Source organism: Enterococcus sp. PF1-24 (assembly GCF_029893325.1).
Taxonomy (GTDB): domain Bacteria; phylum Bacillota; class Bacilli; order Lactobacillales; family Enterococcaceae; genus HY326.
In genome coordinates this window covers 78,896-103,377 of record NZ_JARXWL010000009.1, presented here as the reverse complement: position 1 = coordinate 103,377, position 24,482 = coordinate 78,896, and the positions used below count along the sequence as shown (strand labels likewise).

Here is a 24,482-nt window from a genome sequence, read left to right as displayed (position 1 = left end):
AAGAGGCAAAGGCACTATGGCTTGAACATGAAATGTGAAAAGCCAGCGTCTTTAGGCGCTGGCCGGTTTTAGGGGCTTATAGCCCCAGAGCAAACCACCCTTTTGAAGGGTGGTGCTGATTTCTTTTATTATTAATCAAGTTTTGCCAAATAATCTAAAGCATCTTGAACATTTTTGACAGGAACAATTTCCATCTCTGTATCTAATTTCTCTGCGGCTGCCAAAGCTTCTTGATAATTGCTTTGCAACTCTGGATATTCTGCTAAAATTTCAGGGGCTAATTCATCATCAGGTGCAAAGAAAATTTCAGCGCCACTTTTGCTAGCGCTAGCGACTTTTTTATCAATCCCGCCAATTCGGCCCACAGTTCCGTCAGAACTAATCGTTCCTGTTCCGGCGATTTCTTTGCCATGGCGTAAATTGCCTTCTGTTAATAAATCATAAATCTCTAAGGTAAACATCAACCCAGCTGAAGGACCACCGATATTGCGGGTATCTAATTCAACTTGCGTATCTGATTTGATTTCGTTATCGTCCACCAAACTGATACCAATGCCGGCTTTCTTTTCGCCGGTTAGTTCAATTAATTCACCAGTGGCTTCTTGTTCTTCCCCATCATGTAAAAAAGTAATCGTAACTTCATCGCCAACTTTTTTATTTTTGACATAATCCATAAAACCTTCTTTGGCATCAAAAGATTTACCATCAGCTTTAATGATAGTGTCACCTAAAGATAAGACATCTTTAAAATTAGAACGTTCATCTATGCTCATGACATAAATTCCCCGATAAATCATTTCATAATCCACATCAGCTAATTCAAAAGCCTGCTGAATGGCGCTATTTTTTGAAGAAACCATATAATATTCTTGAATTTGTTGGTATTCAGCAGAACTTGCGCCACCAGTTAATTCTTCTTCAGTGATAATCGCTTCAAAATCTCTATTTTGTGCGACTAACAAGCGTAATGCCGAAGCTTTAGAAATAGCCACTGCGGTTAAAGAAAAAGAACCCGCTTCTTTATCTTCCTCTTTATCAACCGTCACAACTTTTCTTAAATCCATCGTCGTCCCCGGTGCTTCCACGTAATAACCAGGAACCGGAACTAGAGCCGCGATAGCAGTAAGGACAAGTGCCACTATCAGTACGACAACACCTATTGTGCTTGCTGTAAAAATAATCTTATTTTCTTTATTCTTCATCTGTCATTCTCTTTTCCGCAATAGCCTCATAAATTGGTTGTGGTAAATATTTTTTAACATCACCATCAAAATGAAGTACTTCTTTTATTAAAGTTGAGCTTACATGACTAAATTCTTCATTAGCTAAAAGAAAAACCGTCTCAATTTCCGGTGCTAAATGCTTGTTCATCGCCGCAATATCTTTTTCATATTCATAATCTTTGACACTGCGAATGCCTCGAATCAAAAATTGTGCGCCAACTTCAGCCGCCGCCGTTACTGTTAGCTGACTGCTTTGTTGAAGAACTTTAACATTTTCAAAAGGCGCTAAAACTTCACTAATCAATTGCAGTTTTTCTTCCTCAGTAAAATAACTTTTTTTATTCGTATTGGTAAAGACGCCAACAATAACTTCATCAAAAAGCTTAGTGCTACGCTGAATTGTATCTAAATGCCCCATTGTTAAAGGGTCAAAGCTACCAGGAAATAATGCAATTCTTTTTTTCATGGTTAACCTGCTTTCTTTATTCTTCACTCTTTTGATAAATCGTAATACTTGTAATCCCGTAGTTTTGTTGTCTGATTTGTTGTAAACCAGCAATTTCAACTGGTAGTTGAACTGTTTTATCAGTTTCACAGACAATCAAAGACTCTTTAGCTAATAAATTATTTTCTTCCATAAATTCAATCTGCGAAACTATTTTTTGCTGGGCATAAGGTGGGTCTAACAACACTAAATCAAACTGAGTCTCTTCAATGGCAAATTGTTTCAAAGCTTGATTGGCTTCTCTTTTAATAACGGAAAATTTAGCTTCTTCTTTGGTAATTGCCACATTTTCTTTAATGATTTTGATTGCTTGAAAATTTTTATCCACACAAAAAGCCTCTGACATCCCTCTGGAGACCGCCTCAATGGCTAATCCGCCACTGCCGGCATATAAGTCCAAAACGCTACCACCATCAAAATAAGGCCCAATCATGTTGAAAATAGCCCCTTTTATTTTATCCGTGGTTGGTCTAGTATTATCGCCAGGTAAACTTTTTAATTTACGCCCGCCATATTCTCCTGCTACAACTCGCATAAAAAGCTCCTTCTTTTTTGAAATTAAGTGAAAAAAATGAAAAAAGCTCTGATTCATCAGCTTTTTTCATTTTTACTTTAAACCCCTTCAGCTAAGCGAATTTCAGTATTCAATTCCTCAACATCAAAGCCTTCATCATTGACTTGATAAGCTGCTTTCGTGCCAATTTTATCAGCAAAATTCATTTCAACATCTGGTCGATAAGAACGTTCAACACTACGCACGAAATGTAGCTTACGAATTTTTTCTTCCGCTAGCTCAATTTCACTTTCTTTCATATAAATAACCACATATTTCATTTTGCGAGAAACATATTGAATTAAACCAAAACGTCGCAAATTTTTTAATTGTTTTAAACTATAAACCCAAACGACTAAACTTCTTCGGGCTTGAATTTCTAATTGATTTGTTTCATCCATGATGACAATCCCCCTTACAGCTTGTGCCTTCTTTTGTTTCAAAAAATGGATTCCCTGCGCTAACTTTGACTGATTTTGAAATGGTGTTGGCTACACTTAAACAGACTTCATCTAATAATTCTTGTAAATTAGTTTCCGCCACTCTAAATTCTGCCACCGTTTCGTTTAAATCCAATTGCCGTTTCGCTTGGAAAACAGCCACTTTTTTTGCTTTATAATCAGGAGCAAACGAGCTAAAACGCTCAATTTCCTCAAACGTATTTTTATGTTTTTGAAAAGCTTGCTGGAGCTCTTTAACTGTCTGACTATTATTTAAAGCTAAACGTTTTTTTTGATAATTAGCTGTTGTTTCGCTTGATAATAATGTCGTGACTAACTCATTGCAGCAATCTTCTAAAATAAATAGTTCATCATTGATAATCATTGCGTTTCACTTTCATCCGTTTCCTGCATTTCTTTCTCCAATAAGACTATCATACTTTCTTTAGCAAATGCAATCTCTAATCTTTGATTTTCATTAGAAATAAAACGACTATGCAAATAAGGATCACTATACCACCAGAAAATTGTAAAACTTGGGTCAATAATCGGCTTAGCTGCGATAATCACCCGCTCTTTTTCCAACTCTTCATTATCTAGCAAGAAAGCATCAGTAGTCAACAAACTTGCCGGCCCGTTTTCCTTTTCAGGAATGATGCTTTGCCAAGTTTTTTTGCTAGATTCCGTAACTAGTGGAATTTGATTTTCATTTAAAGCCTCAATTAGCTGGCTGGCAGCCAATTGCAGCTCAAGATTACTGACATAGCTATCATAACCTTCTTGTTCTCGCAAATAAGCAATCAACATTTTACTTCGCAGTGCATTTTGATTGGCAATTTCTTGCCATTTTTCTTCAGAAAAATCACTTAATTTATAGGCTAAAGTATTTTCGCTGTTGATTTGATAAGGCATCAATCTTAAAAGTGTTTCTTTATTCAAGTAATCAACGGCATAAAGCTCATTATGATCTTGTCCGAAAAAGAGAATCGCAAAAGTTTCATTGTCAAAAGCGATTAACGGTCGATAATTTTGATCTTCTTCCGTCAATTCAATATCGAAACTTTCCTCTTTATAATCAAAATCGAAATGAAAAAATAGCGTCGTAATATCAGTTAATTCAGATAAAGACATGCCAAAATCAAAAGGGGCAATTTTATCGGTACTTTTACCAGCAACCTTAATGGATTGAACAAGGTCCGCTTTAATATTCACTTCAATAAAAAGGTCCCGGATGCCATCTTCGTAATTGCCAATCGTATAACCTAAACCAGTTTCTTGCGTATTAATCGGTTTGCCAAAAACTTTCTCTAAATCACTAACTGGTTTATTTATGTACACAGAAAAACCTGCAGCCGTTAATTTATCATAATTTAAAGGGGTAATTGCATTACTACTATCATTAGGAAGCGTATCAGTTGGTTGCGGATTGGCAGATTGAGTGGCTTCCGTTAGGGGAAAATAAATAGGCTCCAGATAAAATAAACTCATAACAACTGTAAAAATTGTTAAAAACCATAAGGCTCGCTTCATCTGCTCATTTCATCTCCTATCAATTATTTTCACTTTAGCTTTGTACTAAAAAAGCTGACAAACTTATTTTACCGAAATAACATAAGTTTGTCAGCTATTAACTAGCAAACTAAGTAGCTTGTTTGCATTTTCTTATTTTTCTCTCACTTCAATTAATAAATCACCAGAAGAAATGGCATCGCCAGTCGATACATAAAGGTGCGCCACTTCACCGTCAAAGCGGGCTTCAATCGCTGTTTCCATCTTCATAGCTTCTGTAACCATTAAGGTATCACCTTTTTTAACAAGGTCGCCTTTTTTAACTAAAACATCTAAGACGGAACCTGACATAGTAGCCCCAATTTGTTCTTTATTCGTTGGCTCAGCTTGACGACGGGTTTGTACTGTACTGATAATTGAACGGTCTTTGACGACAATTTCTCGTCGTTGGCCGTTTAAGTTAAAGAATAGATTACGGTTACCTTCAATATCAGGCTCACCAATTTCATCTAAACGAATAATTAAAGTTTTACCTCGTTCAATTTGCACTTCAATTGATTCTCCCAAACGCATTCCTTGGAAGAACGTCGGTGTATCTAAAACTGTTGCATCGCCAAAATTATTACAAGCTACCCGATAATCTAAGAAAACTTGTGGATACATTAAATAGCTTAAAACTTCTTCTTTTTTCGGCGTATAACCAATTTTTTCTTGCAACTCAAGCTTCACCGCTTCAAAAGAAATCGGTTTTGCTAAAGCCCCAGGTCTTTCAGTAATCGCAGGACGGCCTTTTAAGATAATTGCTTGCAATTCTTTAGGGAATCCACCCACAGGTTGACCTAAATCACCTTGGAAGAAAGTAACGACTGATTCAGGGAAGCTCAATGATTCGCCTTTTTGGTAAACATCTTCTTCAGTTAAATCATTTTGCACCATAAATAGCGCCATATCCCCGACAACTTTTGAAGATGGGGTTACTTTTACAATATCGCCAAACATCAAATTAACTGTATGGTACATTTTTTTGATTTCATCCCATTTGCTACCTAAGCCAACTGCTTTGGCTTGTTGTTGCAAGTTAGAATATTGACCACCAGGCATTTCATGCATGTAAACTTCTGTTTGTGGCGCATTTAAGCCATTTTCAAAGGGTTGATAATACATCCGGACATCTTCCCAATAGTGATTTAATTTTTGCGTATTTTCAATATTGATTTCTGGCGCTCGCTCTTCGTTAAGTAGCGCGTAATATAAGCTACTCATACTTGGCTGACTAGTTGAACCACTCATGGCGCTCATGGCAACATCTAAGACATCAATACCTGCTCGAGTTGCGGCAGCATAAGTAATAATACCATTGCCACTAGTATCGTGAGTATGCAAATGAATCGGTAAATCAACTGTAGCTTTCAACTCGCTAATTAAACGATAGGCAGCTTGTGGTTTTAATAAACCAGCCATATCTTTAATCGCAATCATATGAGCACCGCAAGTTTCGAGTTCCTTAGCCATTTGTTTATAGTAAGCTACGTTATATTTGGCACGACTTTCATCGTTAATATCGCCAGTATAGCAAATCGCAGCTTCGGCAATTTTACCAGTATCTCGGACGGCTTGAATACTTTTTTCCATTTGTGGCACCCAGTTTAAGCTGTCAAAAATTCGGAAAACATCAATCCCCTGCGCCGCAGCTTCGTTGATAAATTCCACTAACACGTTATCAGGATAATTAGAATAACCAACCGCATTAGAGCCGCGGAAAAGCATTTGCAATAGCGTATTTGGCATTAGTTTACGGATTTTTCGTAATCTTACCCAAGGGTCTTCATTTAAGAAACGATAAGCAACATCAAAAGTTGCTCCACCCCACATTTCACTTGAAAAAAGTTCTGGTAAAGCTTCCCCAGTTAATTGGGCAATCTCAGTAAAATCGTTAGTCCGAATCCGTGTTGCTAATAAACTTTGATGAGCATCGCGGAAAGTAGTATCTGTCAAAAGAACATTTGGTTGAGCTTTCACCCAATCACTAACCGCCGTTGCACCTTTATCATCTAAAATATTTTTAGCAGTGATAAATTTAGGTTTTACTTCAACATCTTTAGGGATACGTGGTTTATCGTAATGACGTTTTTTAGTTTTTTCTACTCCAGGGAAACCATTAATGGTAATTTCGCCAATATATTTCATGACTTTATTCCCGCGGTCGCGTAAATAAGGGAATTTAAATAAGTCTGGACAATTATCAATAAAGGTCGTTTTAGCATCCCCTGTTTGAAATTCCGGATGCAAAATAACATTTTGTAAAAATGGAATATTGGTTTTTACCCCACGAATCCGAAACTCAACTAAACAACGACGCATTTTGCGAATCGCTGTTTCAAAATCATGCCCATAAGTGCAGACTTTTACTAATAAAGAATCGAAATATGGCGTTACTACATAACCAGCATAAGCATTACCGACATCTAAACGAACCCCAAAACCACCTGGTGAACGATAAGTATCAATTTTCCCAGTGTCCGGCATAAAATTATTTAAAGGATCTTCTGTGGTAATCCGACATTGAATGGCAGTGCCTTTTAATTTCAAATCCGCTTGTTGCGGTAACTCAATATCTTTGTGCAAATCTTTTCCTTGAGCAATTAACAATTGTGCAATCACGATATCTACATCGGTAATCATTTCGGTAATAGTATGTTCTACTTGAACTCGTGGATTAACTTCAATAAAGTAAAACCGGTCACCTTCAACTAAAAACTCGACGGTTCCCGCATTGATATAGCCCACATGCTTCATTAGTTTTACGGCTGCTTGACAAATTTCTTGACGTTGCGCTTCTGACATAGAAACACAAGGGGCCACTTCTACAACTTTTTGATGACGGCGTTGCACGGAACAATCCCGTTCAAATAAATGTAATACGTTCCCGTGCGTATCACCTAAAATTTGAACTTCAATATGTTTCGGGTTGCCAATATATTTTTCAACATAAACTTCATCACTACCGAAAGCTGCTTTCGCTTCACTTTTGGCGCGATGATAGCCATCATGAGCTTCTTTTTCGTTATGAGCCACCCGCATCCCGCGACCACCGCCACCTAAAGCGGCTTTAATCATGATTGGGTAACCATATTCAGCTGCAAAAGCCAAGACTTCATCAATTGAATCGACTGGTCCATCCGTTCCCGGAATGGAAGCAATTCCAGCAGATTCTGCCGCTGCTTTCGCTTTGATTTTATCGCCAAAAATATCTAAGTGATATAAACTTGGTCCTACAAAAATCAGACCTTCTTCTTCACAGCGACGGGCAAAATCAATATTTTCAGATAAAAGACCATAGCCTGGATGAATGGCATCAGCGCCACTCATTTTAGCAATCCGAATAATCTCTTCAATATCTAAGTAAGCATCAATCGGCTTTTTGCCTTCACCCACTAAATAAGCTTCATCCGCTTTAAAACGATGCACGGAATACTCATCCTCAGCAGCATAAATCCCCACTGTTTTAATCCCTAATTCCGTACAGGCCCGAAAGACCCGAATAGCAATTTCACCACGATTGGCAACAAGTAATTTCTTCATAAAGCACTCCTCCACCAAAATTTCTTCATTTTTTTGTTAGAAAGAGGCTGAGATATCGCTACCTCATCCTCTTTAACAAACGACTTTAAAAATATACTTCAATAATTATTGAACTTCATATAATTGATTGTTTTCCATTGCAAATCTATCGCGTTTTTCTTCAGCACTAATATTTAAGGCTAAACCAACACAGATAGATAAGGCAAAGAGGCTTGAACCACCTTGACTAAGGAAAGGAAAAGTAACCCCTGTTAAAGGAATAATACCACTAATTCCTCCAAGGTTAACAAAAGTTTGAATCATTAATAAACTAGCGATACCAATACACATCATAGAATTAAAAGGTGATTTTGAGCGAATCCCTACTAATAAAATGCGGATAATTAAGAAGAATAATATCGCCAACACAATTAGCGCTACGATTAAACCTAATTCTTCCATTAAAATAGCGAAGATATAATCAGTATGAGCTTCTTTAAGGAAACCTTTTTTCTGAATACTATTACCAATTCCGACGCCGAACAAGCCGCCGTTAAACATCGCATAATAACCATTTACAATTTGATGTCCATTATCAAATTCATCAATAAAAGGATTTGAAAAAGCTTGAAATCGTCCATAAATATATTGGAATTTTGTCGGTAAAAATCTACCTAACCATAACATCAACTGAATAGCAATCGTACTACCAACGACTGCAGCACCACCAACAATCAGTGTATAGCGATAATTAATGCCACTAGCTAACAGCATTAAAACCACTAATAAAACAACAATTACGGTAGTTCCCAAATCCGGTTGCAGTATCAGTAATGCCGTCATCCCAGCAATAATCGCTAAAGGACCAGTAAAACTTTCCTTAAAATGATTAGGAATATTGCGTTGTCTGCTAGAAATGCTATAAGATAAAAACCAAATCACATAAATTTTGAAAAATTCTGCCGGCTGCAAACTCCCTAAAACAGGAATTTGAATCCAACCTTTGGCACCATTGACTGGATTCATAAATAATACGACAATCAGTAGCAAACCAATCACATAAGTCGCCAACTTGACAATTTGCTTATTTTTGAAAATATCAATTTTCAACTTATAAATAAGAAAGATTAGTACCAAACTAATCCCCCAAAATAGCAATTGGCGTTTCCCATGATAACCATTGGGTAAGTTGTTGGAAATTTCTAAATAGGCTGATGAGCTATGAACCATCAATAAACCAATCACACATAGAATCACATAAGGAATAATAATCCCATAATCTAAAAAGTGACGTTTTCTAATTTTTTGCAAGTGGTTCCCCCTCCTTGCCTAAATCAACACGTGAATCTTGTGTTTCTTCATAAACTTCATTATATAAATTATTAAGCTCCTTTTCTAAGTCGCTTAAAAGTTGATTGCCATGTTCTTTAGTTATAATTCCTAAACGCGCTGCGTAAGTCACTTGACGAGAAAAACCATACATTTGTGTGTCAACCACTTCTTCAAATGCTTTACACTGTGAGATACAAAGGCGATTTTTTTGATTACGAATTAACATTTTAATCCGATCAGCATCTTCCATTAACAACTCTAAAGCAAGTTGCGTAGAAATAGTATCCATTAATTGTAACCCCCTGTCTAAGACTACATTATATCATAAATCTTGAAATATTTATTACAAATTTTGCAGATTTCAGCTGAAAACTTTATTCTCAAAATTCAGCTGAAAATCTCTGCTGTGAAACAAAAGATAAATATGAAACTTTGCTGTGAAGAAATCAGCGCTTTTTTCATTCTATAAATTTAACTTTCCTGTTAGATAGCCATTTTGCCAAAAGAGCTTTTCCACAGCTCATTTATTATACAATTATCAAAAAACTTTATAAAGACTTTTAAGAGAATCTTAGCAATAAAAAAGACTTGAGCTGCTGACAACTTTCATCAGCAGGCACAAGTCTCAATTACAATTATTTTTATTCAGCCTTTTTTTTCTTTTTAGAAGCTTTTTCACGTTCGTTTTTGTTTAAAATTTGTTTACGTAAACGAATGCTTTCTGGCGTTACTTCACAGAATTCATCTTCATCTAAAAACTCTAAAGATTCTTCTAAAGTAAGTTGTTTAGGTCTTTTAATAACTGAAGTTTGATCTTTATTAGCTGAACGGACGTTAGTCATTTGTTTTGCTTTAGTAATATTAACGGTTAAATCGTTATCGCGATTGTTTTCGCCGATAATCATACCTTCATAAACTTCTGTACCTGGTTCAACAAAAACAGTTCCCCGTTCTTCAATACTCATAATTGAGTAAGTTGTCGCTTTACCAGTATCAATTGAAACTAAAGCCCCTTGATGACGACCACCGATAGAACCTTGAATCATTGGTAAATACTGATCAAAAGTGTGGTGCATAATTCCATAACCACGTGTCATTGATAAAAATTCAGTTGTATAACCAATTAAACCACGAGCTGGTGCTAAGAAAATAATTCTTACTTGGCCATTACCAGTATGAATCATATCTTGCATTTCTGCTTTACGCATCCCTAATGATTCAATCACGCTACCCATGTATTCTTCTGGAGTATCAATTTGAACTCTTTCGAAAGGTTCGCATTTCACGCCATCAATTTCACGTTCAATTACTTCTGGACGAGAAACTTGTAATTCATAACCTTCACGACGCATATTTTCAATTAAAATTGATAAATGCAATTCTCCACGACCAGATACAGTCCAAGCATCAGGTGAATCAGTTGGATCTACTCGTAAAGAAACGTCAGTTTGTAATTGAGCCAATAAACGCTCTTCAATTTTACGAGAAGTTACGTATTTACCTTCACGACCTGCAAAAGGTGAATTATTCACTAAGAAAGTCATTTGTAAAGTTGGTTCATCAATGTGTAGAATTGGTAAGCCTTCTTGTTTATCAATCGGTGTTACTGTTTCACCAACAAAGATATCTTCCATTCCTGAAACGGCAATTAAATCACCAGCTTTAGCTTCTTGAATTTCTAAACGTTGTAAGCCGAAGAAACCAAATAATTTAGTTACTCGGAACTTCTTAACTTCGCCATTTAATTTCATTAAAGCAACTTGGTCGCCAACTTTAATTGTACCGCGGAAAACTCGGCCAATCCCAATACGACCAACATAGTCATTATAATCTAATAAAGAAACTTGGAATTGTAAAGGTTCATCGCTATTATCAATTGGTGCTGGAATGTGTTCGATAATTGTATCGAAAATATGTGACATTGTTGATTCTTGCTCTTCAGGTTTATCTGACAAACTAGAAGTTCCGTTAATCGCTGACGCGTAAATAACTGGGAAATCTAATTGATCATCATCAGCACCTAATTCAATAAATAATTCTAAAACTTCATCTACAACATGTTCAGGACGAGCTGAAGGTTTATCAATTTTGTTTACAACAACAATCGGAATCAAATGTTGCTCTAAAGCTTTTTTCAATACAAAACGAGTTTGTGGCATTGTTCCTTCGTAAGCATCAACGACTAAAACAACCCCATCAACCATTTTCATAATACGTTCCACTTCACCACCGAAATCGGCGTGTCCTGGTGTATCCATAATGTTGATTCGTGTGCCATTATAATCTACGGCAGTATTTTTAGCTAAAATCGTAATACCACGTTCTTTTTCAATCGCGTTAGAGTCCATCGCTCTTTCTTGTAACTCTGTACGACCATCCAATGTTTGCGACTGTTTCAATAATTCATCGACTAATGTTGTTTTTCCGTGGTCAACGTGGGCAATAATGGCAACGTTACGAATATCATTTCTTAATTTCACGTTTTATTCTCCTCTATTTCTAAGTACATTTGTACCTTCTGATTTCCAATAACAATTTATATAAAATTGATTCGACTGTTAATTATAGCAGAAAATCATTATGAAATATAGTGAAAAATGAATGAAAATCAATATTTTCATTCATAAACTAATGATTTCTAACAATTCTCACTTAAAATTCAGCAATTATCTTCCAAAATGCTAAAAAAAGAAACTTTGAATCTGCCTCAAACAAAATCCAAAATTTCTAAATTGAAAGATTAACCTATTTAATTAAAGTCATCACTCGCTGATAAGTTTGTGGCGTCCCGGCAAAGAAATACTCTCGTCCTTCAAAAGCTAATTTTTTACCATTAACACCACTATAAGGAAAATTAAAAATATCTAGCATTACACTACCCGCCGCGTAATCCCAAGGACTCAAGTTAGAAATATAACCATTCCGAGTCCCTTTTAAAATACCGATAAGTTCAATACCTGCACAACCGCTACAGCGAATGCCTTTACTTTCCTCGCCAATTGCTAAGGTGTTAAATAAATTATTGCCGTGCATATAAGCATTCATGCCAATCAAGCCTTCACTTAAAAGCAAATCCTTAGGTTGCGGTAATTTTCGATCATTACAATAAACGCCAAATTGCTTTGAGCCCCAATAGATTTCTTTTTTCATGACATCATAAATGAATCCATATTTGCCGACACCCTCTTCAAAAACCGCCAACATAATGCAGAAATTTTCTTTTTCCAGCACAAAATTTAAAGTTCCGTCAATCGGATCAATAATAAAAACTTGTCCTTGGCTGATATCTTGTTGATTATAGCCCTCTTCTTCAGCTAAAATTTTTGCTTGAGGATTATAAGCATTTACTTTACTAATCAAAAACTGCTGGGTTTGTTTATCAATATTGGTGACTAAATCTTTAGCGCTGGTTTTTTCAGCCACTTCAATCTCACTTTTAAAAGACTCTTTAATTTTTTCGCCGGCTTCTTCTAACCAACCGATAACCTCAGTAACTAGATTTTGCATTTTCTTACCCTTTCATTTTCAAAACTTTTTGAGATGCGGATTGCGCCGCCTTGACTGCTGGATATAAAGCATAGCCAGAAAGCTTTTCAAACTCTCGCCCTAAACGCTTTTCTTCACCGATTGACTTTACAACCGTTTTAAACTCCCCGTAAGCCGCTAAAAAGTCTTTAACTGGAATACCTTTTTCATAAGCAGCTTCTAATGCTGACCACATCGCCACCACCGTCACCATCTCTGCTGTTGTCCATTCAATATCAAGGGGATATTGATAATCTTTCATTTATAAAAACTCCTCATCTTAATTTGCATTTGCGCCGCCATTATTTCTGGCAGCTCTTTCCGTTGATGTCACATAGTCTAATGCTACCACAAAACAAATCAGTAAATGCTCCAAATCATCTTGTAAAATTTCGATTTCATAAGTATCGCCCCACGTGAACCACTTTTCAACCACACGGGCAACTTGTAGATTCCCTTGAAACACTTCAAAATTTTTATCCCAAAAATCACCGTGAATCGCTAAATTTTCACCAGTAATTTGATAACGGTCTTTAAAGAAAGTGAACTCTTTTTGAATCACAACTTCTTCTTTTCCCTGAACATTAACAAAGAACCGGGGCATCCAGCTAAATGTCTTTTTGACCACGGTACCAATTTCATTACCAGCCACATCTGTCACTTGAAAAGATTTCGGAATTTGAAAAAAACTTCCTTCTATATAATATAAATCATTTTCCAATTCATCCTTAATCGTAAAACGTTCACTTAAAGAAAAAACTTTTTGCTTCATATATAATTTTCTCAAAAAAGCCACCGTCCTTCTTAAGTCTATAGCCTAATAGTAATTGATTTTGACTATTTCAACAAGGACAAAAAGAAGCAACCACAAAAAAATACGATATTTAACCAAAATAGTTTTATAACAAGAAAAGCGGAACGAACTTGGTCAGCTCTCGAGTAAAATGCATAAAGAAATTATAGCGGTGTTTTGTACCGCGAATTTATTTATCATTTTATCGAAGAGAGTTAGTTCGTGTAGCTAGACAACAGGAAAAGCGAAATGACTTGTTTTGCACCCAAACAAAGCGAAAAAAGCCGAAGACAATCACTTGAATAACTGTCTTCAGCCGTTTTCTTTTAAATATGAATAGGTAAACCTAAAGCTAATTCAGCCGTATCCATAGTAATTTCACCTAATGACGGATGAGGATGAATCGTCAAAGCAATATCTTCTGCATTCATGCCAGATTCAATCGCTAAAGCTAACTCAGAAATCATATCACTAGCTCCAACTCCGGCAATTTGGGCACCGATAATCACGTTATCATCAACTGTAGTTACTAAGCGAACAAAGCCTTCTGTTTTCCCTAAAGAAATTGCGCGGCCATTACCGGCAAAAGGAAATTTATAACCTTTTGCTTCAATGCTAGCCGCCTTCGCTTCTGCGACTGTCATACCAACAGAAGCTAATTCTGGATCGGTAAAGGCAACTGCCGGCATTGCTTTATAATCAACTACGACTTTTTTACCTGCAATTGCTTCAGCAGCAATTTTAGCTTCGTAGCTCGCTTTATGAGCCAAGGATGCGCCAGCAACAATATCGCCAATAGCAAAGATGTTAGCGACATTGGTTCGACCTTGCGAATCAACAGGAATCAAGCCCCGTTCACCGATTTCTATGCCGGCTTGCTCTAAACCTAAATCATCCGTATTGGCTCTGCGTCCAACCGTAACCATCACATAATCAGCAGTAATCGTTGCTTCTTGACCGTCTACTTGATATTTAACAGTTACACTATCGCCATTATCAATCGCTTCTTTAGCCAGTGCTGAAGTTACTACTTTTACCCCTTTTTTAGCAAAATCATCTAAAACGACTTTTACCATATCTTTTTCATAAGTTGGTAAAATAGAAGGACTACCTTCTATAATCGTAACTTCTGATCCTAAATTGGCATACGCCCCACCTAGTTCAGCCCCAATAACGCCGCCACCAATGATGACAAATTTTTTAGGGATTTCTTTTAAATTCAAACCGCCTGTAGAATCCAACACCCGACCAGCAAATTTAAAACCAGGAATTTCAATTGGGCGGGAACCTGTTGCAACAATTGCGTGATTAAATGAATATGTTTGTGCTGAATCAGGATGAATCACTCGTAAAGTGTGGTCATCAACAAAGAAAGCTTCTCCTTCAATAATTTCCACTTTATTTTTTTTCAAAAGCATCCCAACGCCTGTTGTTAAACTTTTAACGACTTGATTATCTTTCCAAGCTTGCGTTTTTTCAAAATCAATCGCGACTTCTTTAGTAGTCACGCCAAACAGGGTTGAATCTATAGATTCTTGATAATGATGTCCGGCAGCAATTAAAGCTTTGGAAGGAATACAGCCGACATTTAAACAAACACCACCAATAAATTCTCGCTCAATAATCGCAACTTTTTGTCCCATTTGCGCAGCTCGAATCGCAGCTACATAACCACCAGGTCCAGCACCAATCACCACTGTATCTAATTCAATCGCAAAATCTCCTACTACCATTTATTTTCACCCTTCCATCAATAATAATTCTGGATCAGCTAAAAGGCGCATGATATTATTTAAAGCTTGTTGAGCAGTTGCACCATCAACAATTCGATGATCAAAGCTTAAAGATAGTTTCATCATACGACCAACAACGATTTCTCCAGCTTCATTAACTACTGGTTGTTGGGCAATTGTGCCAACGCCTAAAATCGCAACTTCCGGATAATTGATAACTGGCGTAAACCAGCCACCACCAACTGAACCAACATTACTAATTGTAATTGAACCTTCTCGCATATCATTTGCGGCTAATTTACCTTCATGAGCTAAAGCAGCTTTTTCACTAATTTCATCAGCAATCTTAAACATACTCTTCATATCAGCATCTTTAATATTAGGAACATAAAGGCCATGCTCTGTATCCGTTGCAATGCCGATATTATAATAATTTTTGTAAACCACTTCTTGTTTTGCGTCATCAATAGAGGCGTTTAAAATTGGATATTTTTTAACTGTCGCTACTAAGGCTTTAACTACATATGGTAGGAAAGTTAGTTTGGTCCCTTTTTCAGCAGCAATATCTTTAAATTTTTTACGATAATCCCATAACTTAGAAACTTCTACTTCTCCAAACATCGTGACATGGGGTGCCGTATGTTTGCTGTTAACCATTGCTTTTGCAATTGCTTTGCGCATTGGTGTTAAAGCTTCTCGCGTTTCTCTAGCAGCTAAACTTGAAGTGAAAGCTTGCGGAGCTGGCGTTGCAGCTCTTGGTGTTGCTGCTTCGGAAACTTCAACTGGTATAGCTGTAACTTTTGGAGTTGCTGGAGTTTCAACTGGTGTACCACCTGCTAATAAGGCGTCAATATCCGCCTTAATCACGCGGCCACCTTTACCAGTTGCTTTTGCTTGCGTAATATCAACATCTTTTTCACGAGCATATTGACGAACTGACGGCATCGCTAAAACTCTAGCATCGGGATTTTTCGGAAGGTCAATATTCGCTTTTACAGTTTCGATTTGAACAGGTGTCGCTGGCGTTGTAATCAATTCCTCAGGTTGCTTATCCGCTGAGATATGTTGCCCAGCAGTAGCAATTTCTACTAAAACATCACCGACATTTGCTACGGTACCTTCTGGAACAATAATGTTAAGAATTTTTCCGGTAATAGGCGATGGAATTTCTTCCACTGATTTATCATTTTGAACTTCTAATAGTGTATCATCTTCATTAATTGTATCGCCAACTTTGACGAACCATTTGACGATTTCGCCTTCTGCGATGCCTTCGCCAATATCGGGTAATTTAAATTGAAAAGCCATATTTTTTCATCCTTTCCTTACAGTATTTGCTTAAAATGCTAAAATTTCACGAACTTTTGCTTCGATATCAGTAGCGTTGGGTAACCAAATGTTTTCAGCTTGACCAAACGGGAAAATCGTATCAGGTGCTGAAACGCGACCGATTGGTGCCTGTAAGGAAAGAATAGCTCGTTCAGAAATTTCAGAAACAACTTGGGCTGCAACTCCAGCTTGTTTTTGCGCTTCTTGAACAACGACAACACGACCCGTTTTTTCAACAGAAGCAATAATTGTCGCTATATCTAAAGGTGCTACCGTTCGTAAGTCAACAATTTCAACGGAAATATTTTCTTTAGCTAAATTGTCTGCCGCTTTAATTGCTTCTCGCACCATTGCGCCGTAAGTAATAATAGAAATATCAGTGCCTTCACGCGTAATACCAGCTTTATCTAAAGGCACTTCATAAGCTTCATCAGGCACTTCCTCACGAAAAGAGCGGTACAACTTCATATGTTCTAAAAAGACCACTGGATCATTACTACGAATAGCAGCGATTAACAAGCCTTTTGCATCATAAGGATTTGAAGGAATTACCACTCGTAAACCAGGCGATTGAGCCATTAAACCTTCTAAATTGTCTGAATGTAATTCTGGCGTATGAACGCCCCCACCAAATGGTGAACGAATCGTGACAGGCATATTGCGAGTGCCACTCATGCGATAGCGTGTCCGTGCCATTTGCCCAACAATTGAATCCATTACTTCAAAAACAAAACCGAAAAATTGGATTTCCGGAACCGGACGATAACCTTCTAACGCTAAACCAAACGCTAAACCACCAATTCCTGATTCCGCTAAAGGTGTATCAAAAACCCGTTCTTCACCGAATTTAGCTTGTAAACCTTCTGTCGCTCGGAAAACACCGCCGTTTTTTCCAACATCTTCCCCGAAGACTAAAACATTTTCATCGCTTTCCATTTCAAGAGCTAAGGCATCAGTAATTGCTTGAATCATTGTTTTTTGTGCCATGATTATTTGCCCTCCTTCGCTTCGTAAAATGCAATTTGTTCTTTAATATTTTGTGGTTGCACTTCATACATATTTTTTAAGAAGTCAGAAACTTTTTGTTTTGGTGCTTTATCTGCTAAAGCAATCGCCTCTTTAATCTCTTCTTTGGTCTTTTCAATCACTTCTGTTTCTTTTGCTTCAGACCATAAACCTTTTTCAGTTAAATAATTACGGAAACGCACTAAAGGATCTTTCGCTAACCATTCATCATCCATATCTTTTGTACGATAACGCGTTGGATCATCACCTGAAAGCGTATGGGGGCCATAACGATAAGTTAAGGTTTCAATCAAGACCGGTCCGTTACCGGCAATCGCCCAATCACGCGCTTGCTTCGTAACTGCATAAACCGCTAAAGGATCCATGCCATCGACTTGAATACCAGGGATACCAGCCGCAACTGCTTTTTGTGCTAATGTCTCAGCAGCTGATTGCAAGCTCCTTGGTGTTGAAATAGCAAAACCATTATTCTGAATAATAAATACACCGTTAGCTTTAAAAGCTCCTGCAAAGTTAATTGCCTCATAAAAATCACCTTGTGAAGAACCACCATCACCAGTGTAAGTCACTACGACATTTTTCTTACCACGTTTTTTTAATCCTAGTGCAACACCGGCTGCTTGAACATATTGGGCACCGATAATAATTTGCGGTGGCAAAGCTTTCAAATCAGCCTCATAATAATTACCAGCCGCATGACCTCTTGACCATAAGAAAGCTTCTTTTAATGGTAAGCCATGTTGAACTAGTTGTGGAACATCCCGATAACCCGGCAATAAGTAATCTTCTTTACTCATAGCGAAATGGCTAGCTAACTGACTGGCTTCTTGCCCAGCAGTTGGTGCGTAGAATCCTAAGCGACCCTGTCTGTTTAGAGCTGTAGAGCGTTGATCTAAAACGCGAGACCAAACCATTCTCGTCATTAATTCCACTAATTCATCATCAGAAAGCTCTGGCAGTAAATCCTCATTCACCACTTTCCCGGACGAATCAAGAACTTGATAAGTGGGAAAATCATTTTTGATGTCCTTCATTAATTCATTAAAATTGATTGCCTTCGATGTGTTTACCATCATCTCTCACATTCCTTTCATAGTTAAAATGAAAACAACTATTCTAGTTAACTTCTCGCTAAAAAGAAACAGATTGAAAATCTGTACCATTTCAATCTCATCTATATATTCAAAATATCATTATTATGAAAAAAAGACAACTATTTCGACTTACAATCCACGATTTTCTCTTTTGTGAAAAAAACTATTCATTTTATTTAAGATAGTGATATTAATCACATATATTTAAAATGTAAACTTTGTAAGAAAACCCTGTCATTCACAAAGTTGATTTATCAACAACGTAACAGCTATCTCTAAAATAATTTAATCATAAAAAAGAAACAGTTTCAAAAAACTGTTTAACTGCACTAACTAATTTAATTAATTATTGCACAAAGGAAATAAGCTATTTTCAATTCAAAATATCAAAAAAACTCGAAGAAAAGCGTTAAAATCTTTTCTTCGAGTATAAAAATTTATTTTTTATGGCTAAAATCAGTTACTTACAACCATTCTTTAGTAATCCGAATATACAAACGTTTTGCTAATTCAACAGTAATTAAATAAGCCAGAATAATTAGCGGGAAAATTAACCAATATTTTGTTGGCAAAATGTCAAACTCAAAAATTTCATTTAAAACTGGATTAATAATGATCACAAAGCCTAAAATAATCCCTACTAAGCTACTTAATAAAACTTGTGGTGAAGCGATACTTTGTAGGAAAGGAATTTTTTTAGTCCGAACGATTTGAACTACTAAAGTCTGACTAACTAGGCCCACCATAAACCAGCCTGCTTGAAAAATCCCTTGTTCAGCAACAGTATTCGCACCAAAAACGTTCCACATCATAATAAAAGTTAAAATATCAAAAATACTACTTACCGGCCCAATACATAAAGTAAATTTCACTAAACCATTAATTTGCCATTTAACAGGTTTTAATAATTCTTCTTCATCAACAGAATCCCAAGGAATTGTCAATTGTGTCATATCATAAATTAAGTTTTGCACTAACAATTGAATTGAAAGCATTGGTAAAAATGGTAAGAATGCACTAGCGACTAAAATTGAAAAAACATTACCGAAATTTGAACTAATCGTGATTTTAATATATTTCATCATGTTGCTAAAGACTTTACGACCTTCTAGTACCCCGGCTTCTAAAACGTTTAAACTTTTTTCTAATAAAATAATGGAACTTGCTTCTTTAGTAATATCTGCTGCTGTATCAACAGAAATCCCAACATCCGCTTTTCTTAGGGCTGGTGCATCATTAATGCCATCACCCATAAAGCCAACCGTATGACCTTTCGCTTGTAAGTTTTCGATAATGCGGGCTTTTTGCATCGGGTTTAACTTAGCGAAAAGATTACAACTATCAACTACTTCAGCTAGTTCTTCATTAGATAGCGCATCTACTTCCGTTCCTAAGACTATATTTTCAACCGGAATACCGACATCTTTACAAACTTTTTTGGCAACAATATCATTATCACCAGTTAATACTTTGACGGCGACTCCATGCTCTTGTAAAGATTGAATTGCTGTAGCTGCCGAAGCTTTAGCTGGATCTAAAAATCCCATGAAGCCAACTAAAGTCATACTTTTTTCATCTTCAACGCTATAGACAGCTTCCGTATGAACATCGCGTTTAATCGCAACAGTAATTACTCGCATTCCTTGCTGATTCATTTGCACGTTTAATTGACGTAATTGCTTTTTCAACTCAGTAGTTAATGGTTGTTTTTCCCCATTGATTTCAACAAAATCGCAAATGTCTTCCATTTCTTCCACCGCGCCTTTAGTAATCATCAATTGATGATCATCCGCTTTAACGACTACTGTTAAGCGACGGCGAGAAAAATCAAAGGGAATTTCATCAACTTTTACAATAGAATCATAAGGTAATTGCCGTTTTTCTTCCTCATAATAATTAAGTACCGCAATATCCATCAAATTTTTCCAACCAGTTTGATAGTGAGAATTTAAAAAAGTTAAATCCAGCACTTGGTTATTGCTATTGCCTAATGGGTCTAAATGTTGAACTAAGACAACTTTATCTTCTGTAATTGTACCGGTTTTATCAGTGCAAAGAACATCCATACTTCCTAAATTTTGCATAGAAGCTAATTCTTTAACAATTACTTTATGCTTAGATAGTGATAGCGCCCCTTTGGCTAAGTTGCTAGTTACAATCATCGGTAGCATTTCTGGCGTTAAACCAACTGCAACCGCAATTGCAAAGAAGAAAGCATCGCCCCAATTACCTTTCGTCCAACCGTTAATCAAAAAGACAATCGGAAATAGCACCGCAACCATTCGTAATAACAATTTACTGATTTTTGTTAAACCAATATCAAAACTAGTTTTTCCTCGTTTGCCAGTTGCCGTTTCTGCAATATCACCAAAGAAAGTATTTTGACCAGTTTTCAAAATAATCGCTTTTCCTTGTCCACTTAAAACGTCAGTCCCCATAAAAATTAAATCTTGCATGTCCAATGCGGAAATACCTTCACGTTTTACATCGACTTTCGCTTCAACAAATTTTTCTACCGGCATTGATTCTCCAGTTAATGAAGATTGATTGACGAACAAATCCTTCGTCCAAATCAAAACAGCATCGGCAGGGATCATATCGCCAGTCGCTAAAGTGATAATATCGCCTGGCACCACTTCGTCCATGGGAATTTCTTTTGTTACGCCATCGCGAGTTACAGCGGTGGTATTTTCAATTAATTCTTTCAATTCTTGACTGGCTTTTTGGGAACGATATTCCTGAATAAAAGTAATAATGACACTGGCTAAAATCATTCCCCCCATCACAACAGCCGCTTCAATATCCTTTGTTGCAAATGAAACGACCATCAATAATACCAAAACAAAAACAAATGGATCATTAAAAGCTTTCAAAAATAATAGCAACGCTGGTAACGGTTTTTGTGCGGAAACAACATTCGGACCAAATTCTTCTAAACGTTCTGCGGCATCTTCTTTTGTTAAGCCATTCATAGAAGTCCGTAATTCCATCATTAATTCTCTTTCAGAAAGAATTGCTAACTTCTTTAATTCTTGTTCTTTAGAAAGTTTTTTTAAATCATTTTTTCTCATCATATCTTTTTCCTCCTAAGTTAACCGCCATAAAATTATCATAGCCCTTGTTAAAGAAAGCTGTTTTCTTTAAGGACTTACAATCTTGACAGCTTAGATTAGCATTAGGAGGTCATTTATTAACCACCTAATGCTTTACATTTTAAATTCGACCTACTCTCGGGGTGATCCAATCTCCTCATCCTCTCTTTCAAAATTTGGTGGGTAATAAATAAAAGCTGAGAGACTTGCTTTACTCAGATGCAAATTCTCGAAGCTAGACAAATAAATAAAAGCTACGAGACAAATATAAATACGAAAAAAAGCGCACACTCAACGAAGAGCATGCGCTTAAAAAGTCAACACTTACATCATCGTTGAGCTTTAGCACTATATGGCGTAGATTGTAATCTATTCCCAATCAGCTACGTTATGAATAACCTTCACGATTATTCCTGTTCAACCAACTAAGGGTCTCTCGATCCTTTCGCGGCAGCAGCTTATGTCCATATAGGAGCCTCACCTAACAATTATTTCATTTACTAACACACTATACTAAATGAAATTTAATTTGTCAAAGAAAAACACTTAATTTATTTTTCTAATAAATGATGTTTCGCTAAAAACTTGTCAGTTCCCGTGTTAAAAGGTCCCGCATAATAATCAGCAAATTTAACGCTCCACAGCTTAGTTTCTCTAGCTTCTGCAAACTCTTCCATAGTTTTATCATAAGCTGCAATGCTATCAAAATTATAAGGGCGATAAGTATCATAATGCACGACAGTTTCTTCTGGTAAGCGTGGTTTGACTTGCATTTCAACAGTTGGTTTACCGATAGAAACACCACATAAGGGCATCATATAATCGGGCAAGTCTAATATTTCTGCAATTTCTTGGCTATTTTTCCGAATACTGCCTACTGGAACACAGCCTAATTTTAAAGATTCCGCCGCCACAATCGCATTTTGCATCGCCATTGCAGTATCCGTTACCGCTACTAATAAATGGTCCGCACTTTCGCCGCTAGTATTAGCGACTTGATAATGTTCACTAACCATTTTTGTCCGATGTAAATCAGCCACAAAAATTAAAAAGACTGAACTTTTCAACATATGGGGATTACCAGGATTCCAGGCAACTAATTGTTGGCGAATTTCTTTATCTTTAACAACCATAATGCTATAGGCTTGGCCATTCATCCATGAAGCAGCCTGTCTTGATGCATCTAAAATTGCTTGCAACTCATTTTCTGGAATTTCATAATTTTCATCGAAATCTCGATAACTGCGATGTTCTTTTAACAAACGAATAGTTTCATTCACTTCTATCAACCTCCAAGAAAAAAATTTATGCTACTTTTCTTATTTTACCATACTATTTAGCTTTTAACCTATGAGTAATGCGACGAAATGTTGCTAAAAACTGCGGGAAATTCTCCTGAGAAAGTCGCGTAAAATTAATTCGCAAAGCATTTTTTTCACTTGAAAATAAAAAGCTAGGTGCAATCGCCAGTTTTTCTTCTAAAAAGTAGCGCCATTGTTTATTCGTAATTTCTCCATGACGCCATTCTAACCAAGCGTAAAAACCGCCTTTGATTTCATGCACTTGCCAATCTGCAGCAAATTCTTCCATGGCATTTTGAAATTGGATAGCTCTTACTTTTAATTGGTCACGCAAATCTGCTAATTTCTCTTCATAACTATCATCCCCTAAAGCGCTAGTTGCCAAAACTTGCGGAAAAATACTTAAAGAAAAATCCATCACTTGACGGGCTTCCGCTAGCGGTTGAATAATTGATTCTGGTGCACAAATCCAACCGATTTTGGTAGAAGAACCTAAAATTTTCGATAATGAACCTAAATAAATCACTTGTTGGGGTGCTAAATTTTTTAACAGCGGTAAGCGTTCTTGAAAATTTAAATCACCAAAAACATCATCTTCCACAATCGGAATTTGGTAAGTACCACACAGCTCAACTAAGGCTTTCCGGCGCGCTAAGGACATCGTGTTACCGGTGGGATTTTGATAATTAGGATTCAAAATCAGCATTTTAATTTTCTTAGTTACGATTAAATCTTTTAAATCCGTTAAAGAAATCCCCTCGGTATCCATTTTCACCCCGTATAAACGAATCCCTGCCGCTTGAAAAATCGGTAAACTATAAAGAAAGGAAGGATTTTCAATGGCAATACTATCACCTTGCGTTAACAGCACTTGCAAAAGTAAAAACAATCCTTGCTGGGCACCTGAAGTAATCAGAAGCTGCTTTTTATTAATGGTTAGTTGTTGGTCTTTTTGCAAGCGTTCAATAATTGTCTGCTGCAATGGTCCATAACCAGATTCTGATAGCTGACTGCCTTCCTTTAAAAAATCTTCCCAGTGATAACTAGGTAATTGAAAATCGGGAATCAGCTCTCTTGGCAATTCTCCAGTATATAAATCTAAGCAATTTTCCTCAGCAATCATTTTTTTTAATTCTGTCACATAAGGATTTTGCTGGTTAAAAACATTTTGCGATAAATAATTTTTCCAATTGGTTCTTGGTGCCGATAAACGCCCCCAATTGCCTTCGTTAACTCTGGTACCGCTGCCTTGTTTACGAATAATCCAGCCTAAACTAACTAATTCCTCTAAAGCATGTACCACAGTTGAACGATTCACCGCAAACCATTTCGCCATTTCCCGTTCTGTCGGTAATTTTTCACCAGCGACTAATTCGCCTGTTTGAATCTTATTAATAATCAGTTCCATAATTTCCACATAAATTGGAGTTTTGTTTTCTTTTTTTAATTGCCATTTCATCCTGTTC

General features: G+C 36.7%; 20 protein-coding genes and 1 riboswitch. All 20 genes read right to left on the bottom strand.

Going from position 1 to position 24,482, the window contains the following annotated elements:
* Positions 1-131 precede the first annotated feature (131 nt).
* Positions 132-1,202 carry a SepM family pheromone-processing serine protease gene (locus M2139_RS06035; RefSeq protein ID WP_280737926.1) on the bottom strand — a complete coding sequence of 357 codons (1,071 nt, stop codon included), beginning with the start codon at positions 1,200-1,202 and terminating at the stop codon, positions 132-134.
* Entirely contained in the window at positions 1,192-1,689 is a 498-nt protein-coding gene (coaD, locus tag M2139_RS06030; protein WP_280737925.1) for a pantetheine-phosphate adenylyltransferase, read from the bottom strand. The genes M2139_RS06035 and coaD overlap by 11 nt, the downstream gene beginning before the upstream one ends.
* A gap of 16 nt (positions 1,690-1,705) precedes the next feature.
* Positions 1,706-2,263: a 16S rRNA (guanine(966)-N(2))-methyltransferase RsmD gene (rsmD, locus tag M2139_RS06025; protein WP_280737924.1), complete on the bottom strand. Its 558-nt coding sequence runs from the start codon at positions 2,261-2,263 to the stop codon at positions 1,706-1,708.
* Positions 2,264-2,340: 77 nt separating this feature from the next.
* A complete protein-coding gene (locus M2139_RS06020; protein WP_280737930.1) occupies positions 2,341-2,685 on the bottom strand; it encodes a YlbG family protein in 345 nt (114 codons plus the stop codon).
* Positions 2,675-3,106, bottom strand: a complete 432-nt coding sequence (locus tag M2139_RS06015; RefSeq protein ID WP_280737923.1) for a YlbF family regulator — start codon at positions 3,104-3,106, stop codon at positions 2,675-2,677. Before M2139_RS06015 ends, M2139_RS06020 begins: the two co-directional genes overlap by 11 nt.
* Entirely contained in the window at positions 3,103-4,251 is a 1,149-nt protein-coding gene (locus tag M2139_RS06010; RefSeq protein WP_280737922.1) for a CAP-associated domain-containing protein, read from the bottom strand. The genes M2139_RS06015 and M2139_RS06010 overlap by 4 nt, the downstream gene beginning before the upstream one ends.
* A gap of 132 nt (positions 4,252-4,383) precedes the next feature.
* Complete coding sequence (locus M2139_RS06005) at positions 4,384-7,812, bottom strand: pyruvate carboxylase (protein WP_280737921.1); 3,429 nt, start codon at positions 7,810-7,812, stop codon at positions 4,384-4,386.
* A gap of 105 nt (positions 7,813-7,917) precedes the next feature.
* Positions 7,918-9,102 (bottom strand): FtsW/RodA/SpoVE family cell cycle protein, encoded by a 1,185-nt coding sequence (locus M2139_RS06000; RefSeq protein ID WP_280737920.1) that lies wholly within the window; start codon positions 9,100-9,102, stop codon positions 7,918-7,920.
* A complete protein-coding gene (locus M2139_RS05995) occupies positions 9,089-9,412 on the bottom strand; it encodes a YlaN family protein (protein WP_280737919.1) in 324 nt (107 codons plus the stop codon). The genes M2139_RS06000 and M2139_RS05995 overlap by 14 nt, the downstream gene beginning before the upstream one ends.
* A gap of 352 nt (positions 9,413-9,764) precedes the next feature.
* Positions 9,765-11,603 (bottom strand): translational GTPase TypA, encoded by a 1,839-nt coding sequence (gene typA, locus M2139_RS05990; RefSeq protein ID WP_280737918.1) that lies wholly within the window; start codon positions 11,601-11,603, stop codon positions 9,765-9,767.
* Positions 11,604-11,868: 265 nt separating this feature from the next.
* Entirely contained in the window at positions 11,869-12,630 is a 762-nt protein-coding gene (locus tag M2139_RS05985; protein WP_280737917.1) for an inositol monophosphatase family protein, read from the bottom strand.
* Between the two features lie 4 nt (positions 12,631-12,634).
* Entirely contained in the window at positions 12,635-12,910 is a 276-nt protein-coding gene (locus M2139_RS05980) for a UPF0223 family protein (protein WP_280737916.1), read from the bottom strand.
* A gap of 18 nt (positions 12,911-12,928) precedes the next feature.
* Positions 12,929-13,435 (bottom strand): LURP-one-related family protein, encoded by a 507-nt coding sequence (locus M2139_RS05975; protein WP_280737915.1) that lies wholly within the window; start codon positions 13,433-13,435, stop codon positions 12,929-12,931.
* A 332-nt stretch (positions 13,436-13,767) separates the two neighbouring features.
* Positions 13,768-15,174 (bottom strand): dihydrolipoyl dehydrogenase, encoded by a 1,407-nt coding sequence (gene lpdA / locus M2139_RS05970; RefSeq protein WP_280737914.1) that lies wholly within the window; start codon positions 15,172-15,174, stop codon positions 13,768-13,770.
* 6 nt (positions 15,175-15,180) lie between these two features.
* Positions 15,181-16,482: a dihydrolipoamide acetyltransferase family protein gene (locus M2139_RS05965; RefSeq protein WP_280737913.1), complete on the bottom strand. Its 1,302-nt coding sequence runs from the start codon at positions 16,480-16,482 to the stop codon at positions 15,181-15,183.
* 30 nt (positions 16,483-16,512) lie between these two features.
* The gene (locus M2139_RS05960) at positions 16,513-17,490 is read right to left on the bottom strand and encodes an alpha-ketoacid dehydrogenase subunit beta (protein WP_280737912.1); all 978 of its coding nucleotides are present in this window, start codon (positions 17,488-17,490) and stop codon (positions 16,513-16,515) included.
* Between the two features lie 2 nt (positions 17,491-17,492).
* Positions 17,493-18,602 (bottom strand): pyruvate dehydrogenase (acetyl-transferring) E1 component subunit alpha, encoded by a 1,110-nt coding sequence (gene pdhA, locus M2139_RS05955; protein ID WP_280737929.1) that lies wholly within the window; start codon positions 18,600-18,602, stop codon positions 17,493-17,495.
* A 485-nt stretch (positions 18,603-19,087) separates the two neighbouring features.
* Entirely contained in the window at positions 19,088-21,697 is a 2,610-nt protein-coding gene (gene mgtA, locus M2139_RS05950) for a magnesium-translocating P-type ATPase (protein ID WP_280737911.1), read from the bottom strand.
* 338 nt (positions 21,698-22,035) lie between these two features.
* A riboswitch (M-box (ykoK) riboswitch) is annotated at positions 22,036-22,211 on the bottom strand.
* Between the two features lie 55 nt (positions 22,212-22,266).
* The gene (locus M2139_RS05945) at positions 22,267-22,995 is read right to left on the bottom strand and encodes a nitroreductase family protein (protein WP_280737910.1); all 729 of its coding nucleotides are present in this window, start codon (positions 22,993-22,995) and stop codon (positions 22,267-22,269) included.
* A gap of 52 nt (positions 22,996-23,047) precedes the next feature.
* Complete coding sequence (locus M2139_RS05940; RefSeq protein WP_280737909.1) at positions 23,048-24,475, bottom strand: PLP-dependent aminotransferase family protein; 1,428 nt, start codon at positions 24,473-24,475, stop codon at positions 23,048-23,050.
* Positions 24,476-24,482: the final 7 nt, after the last annotated feature.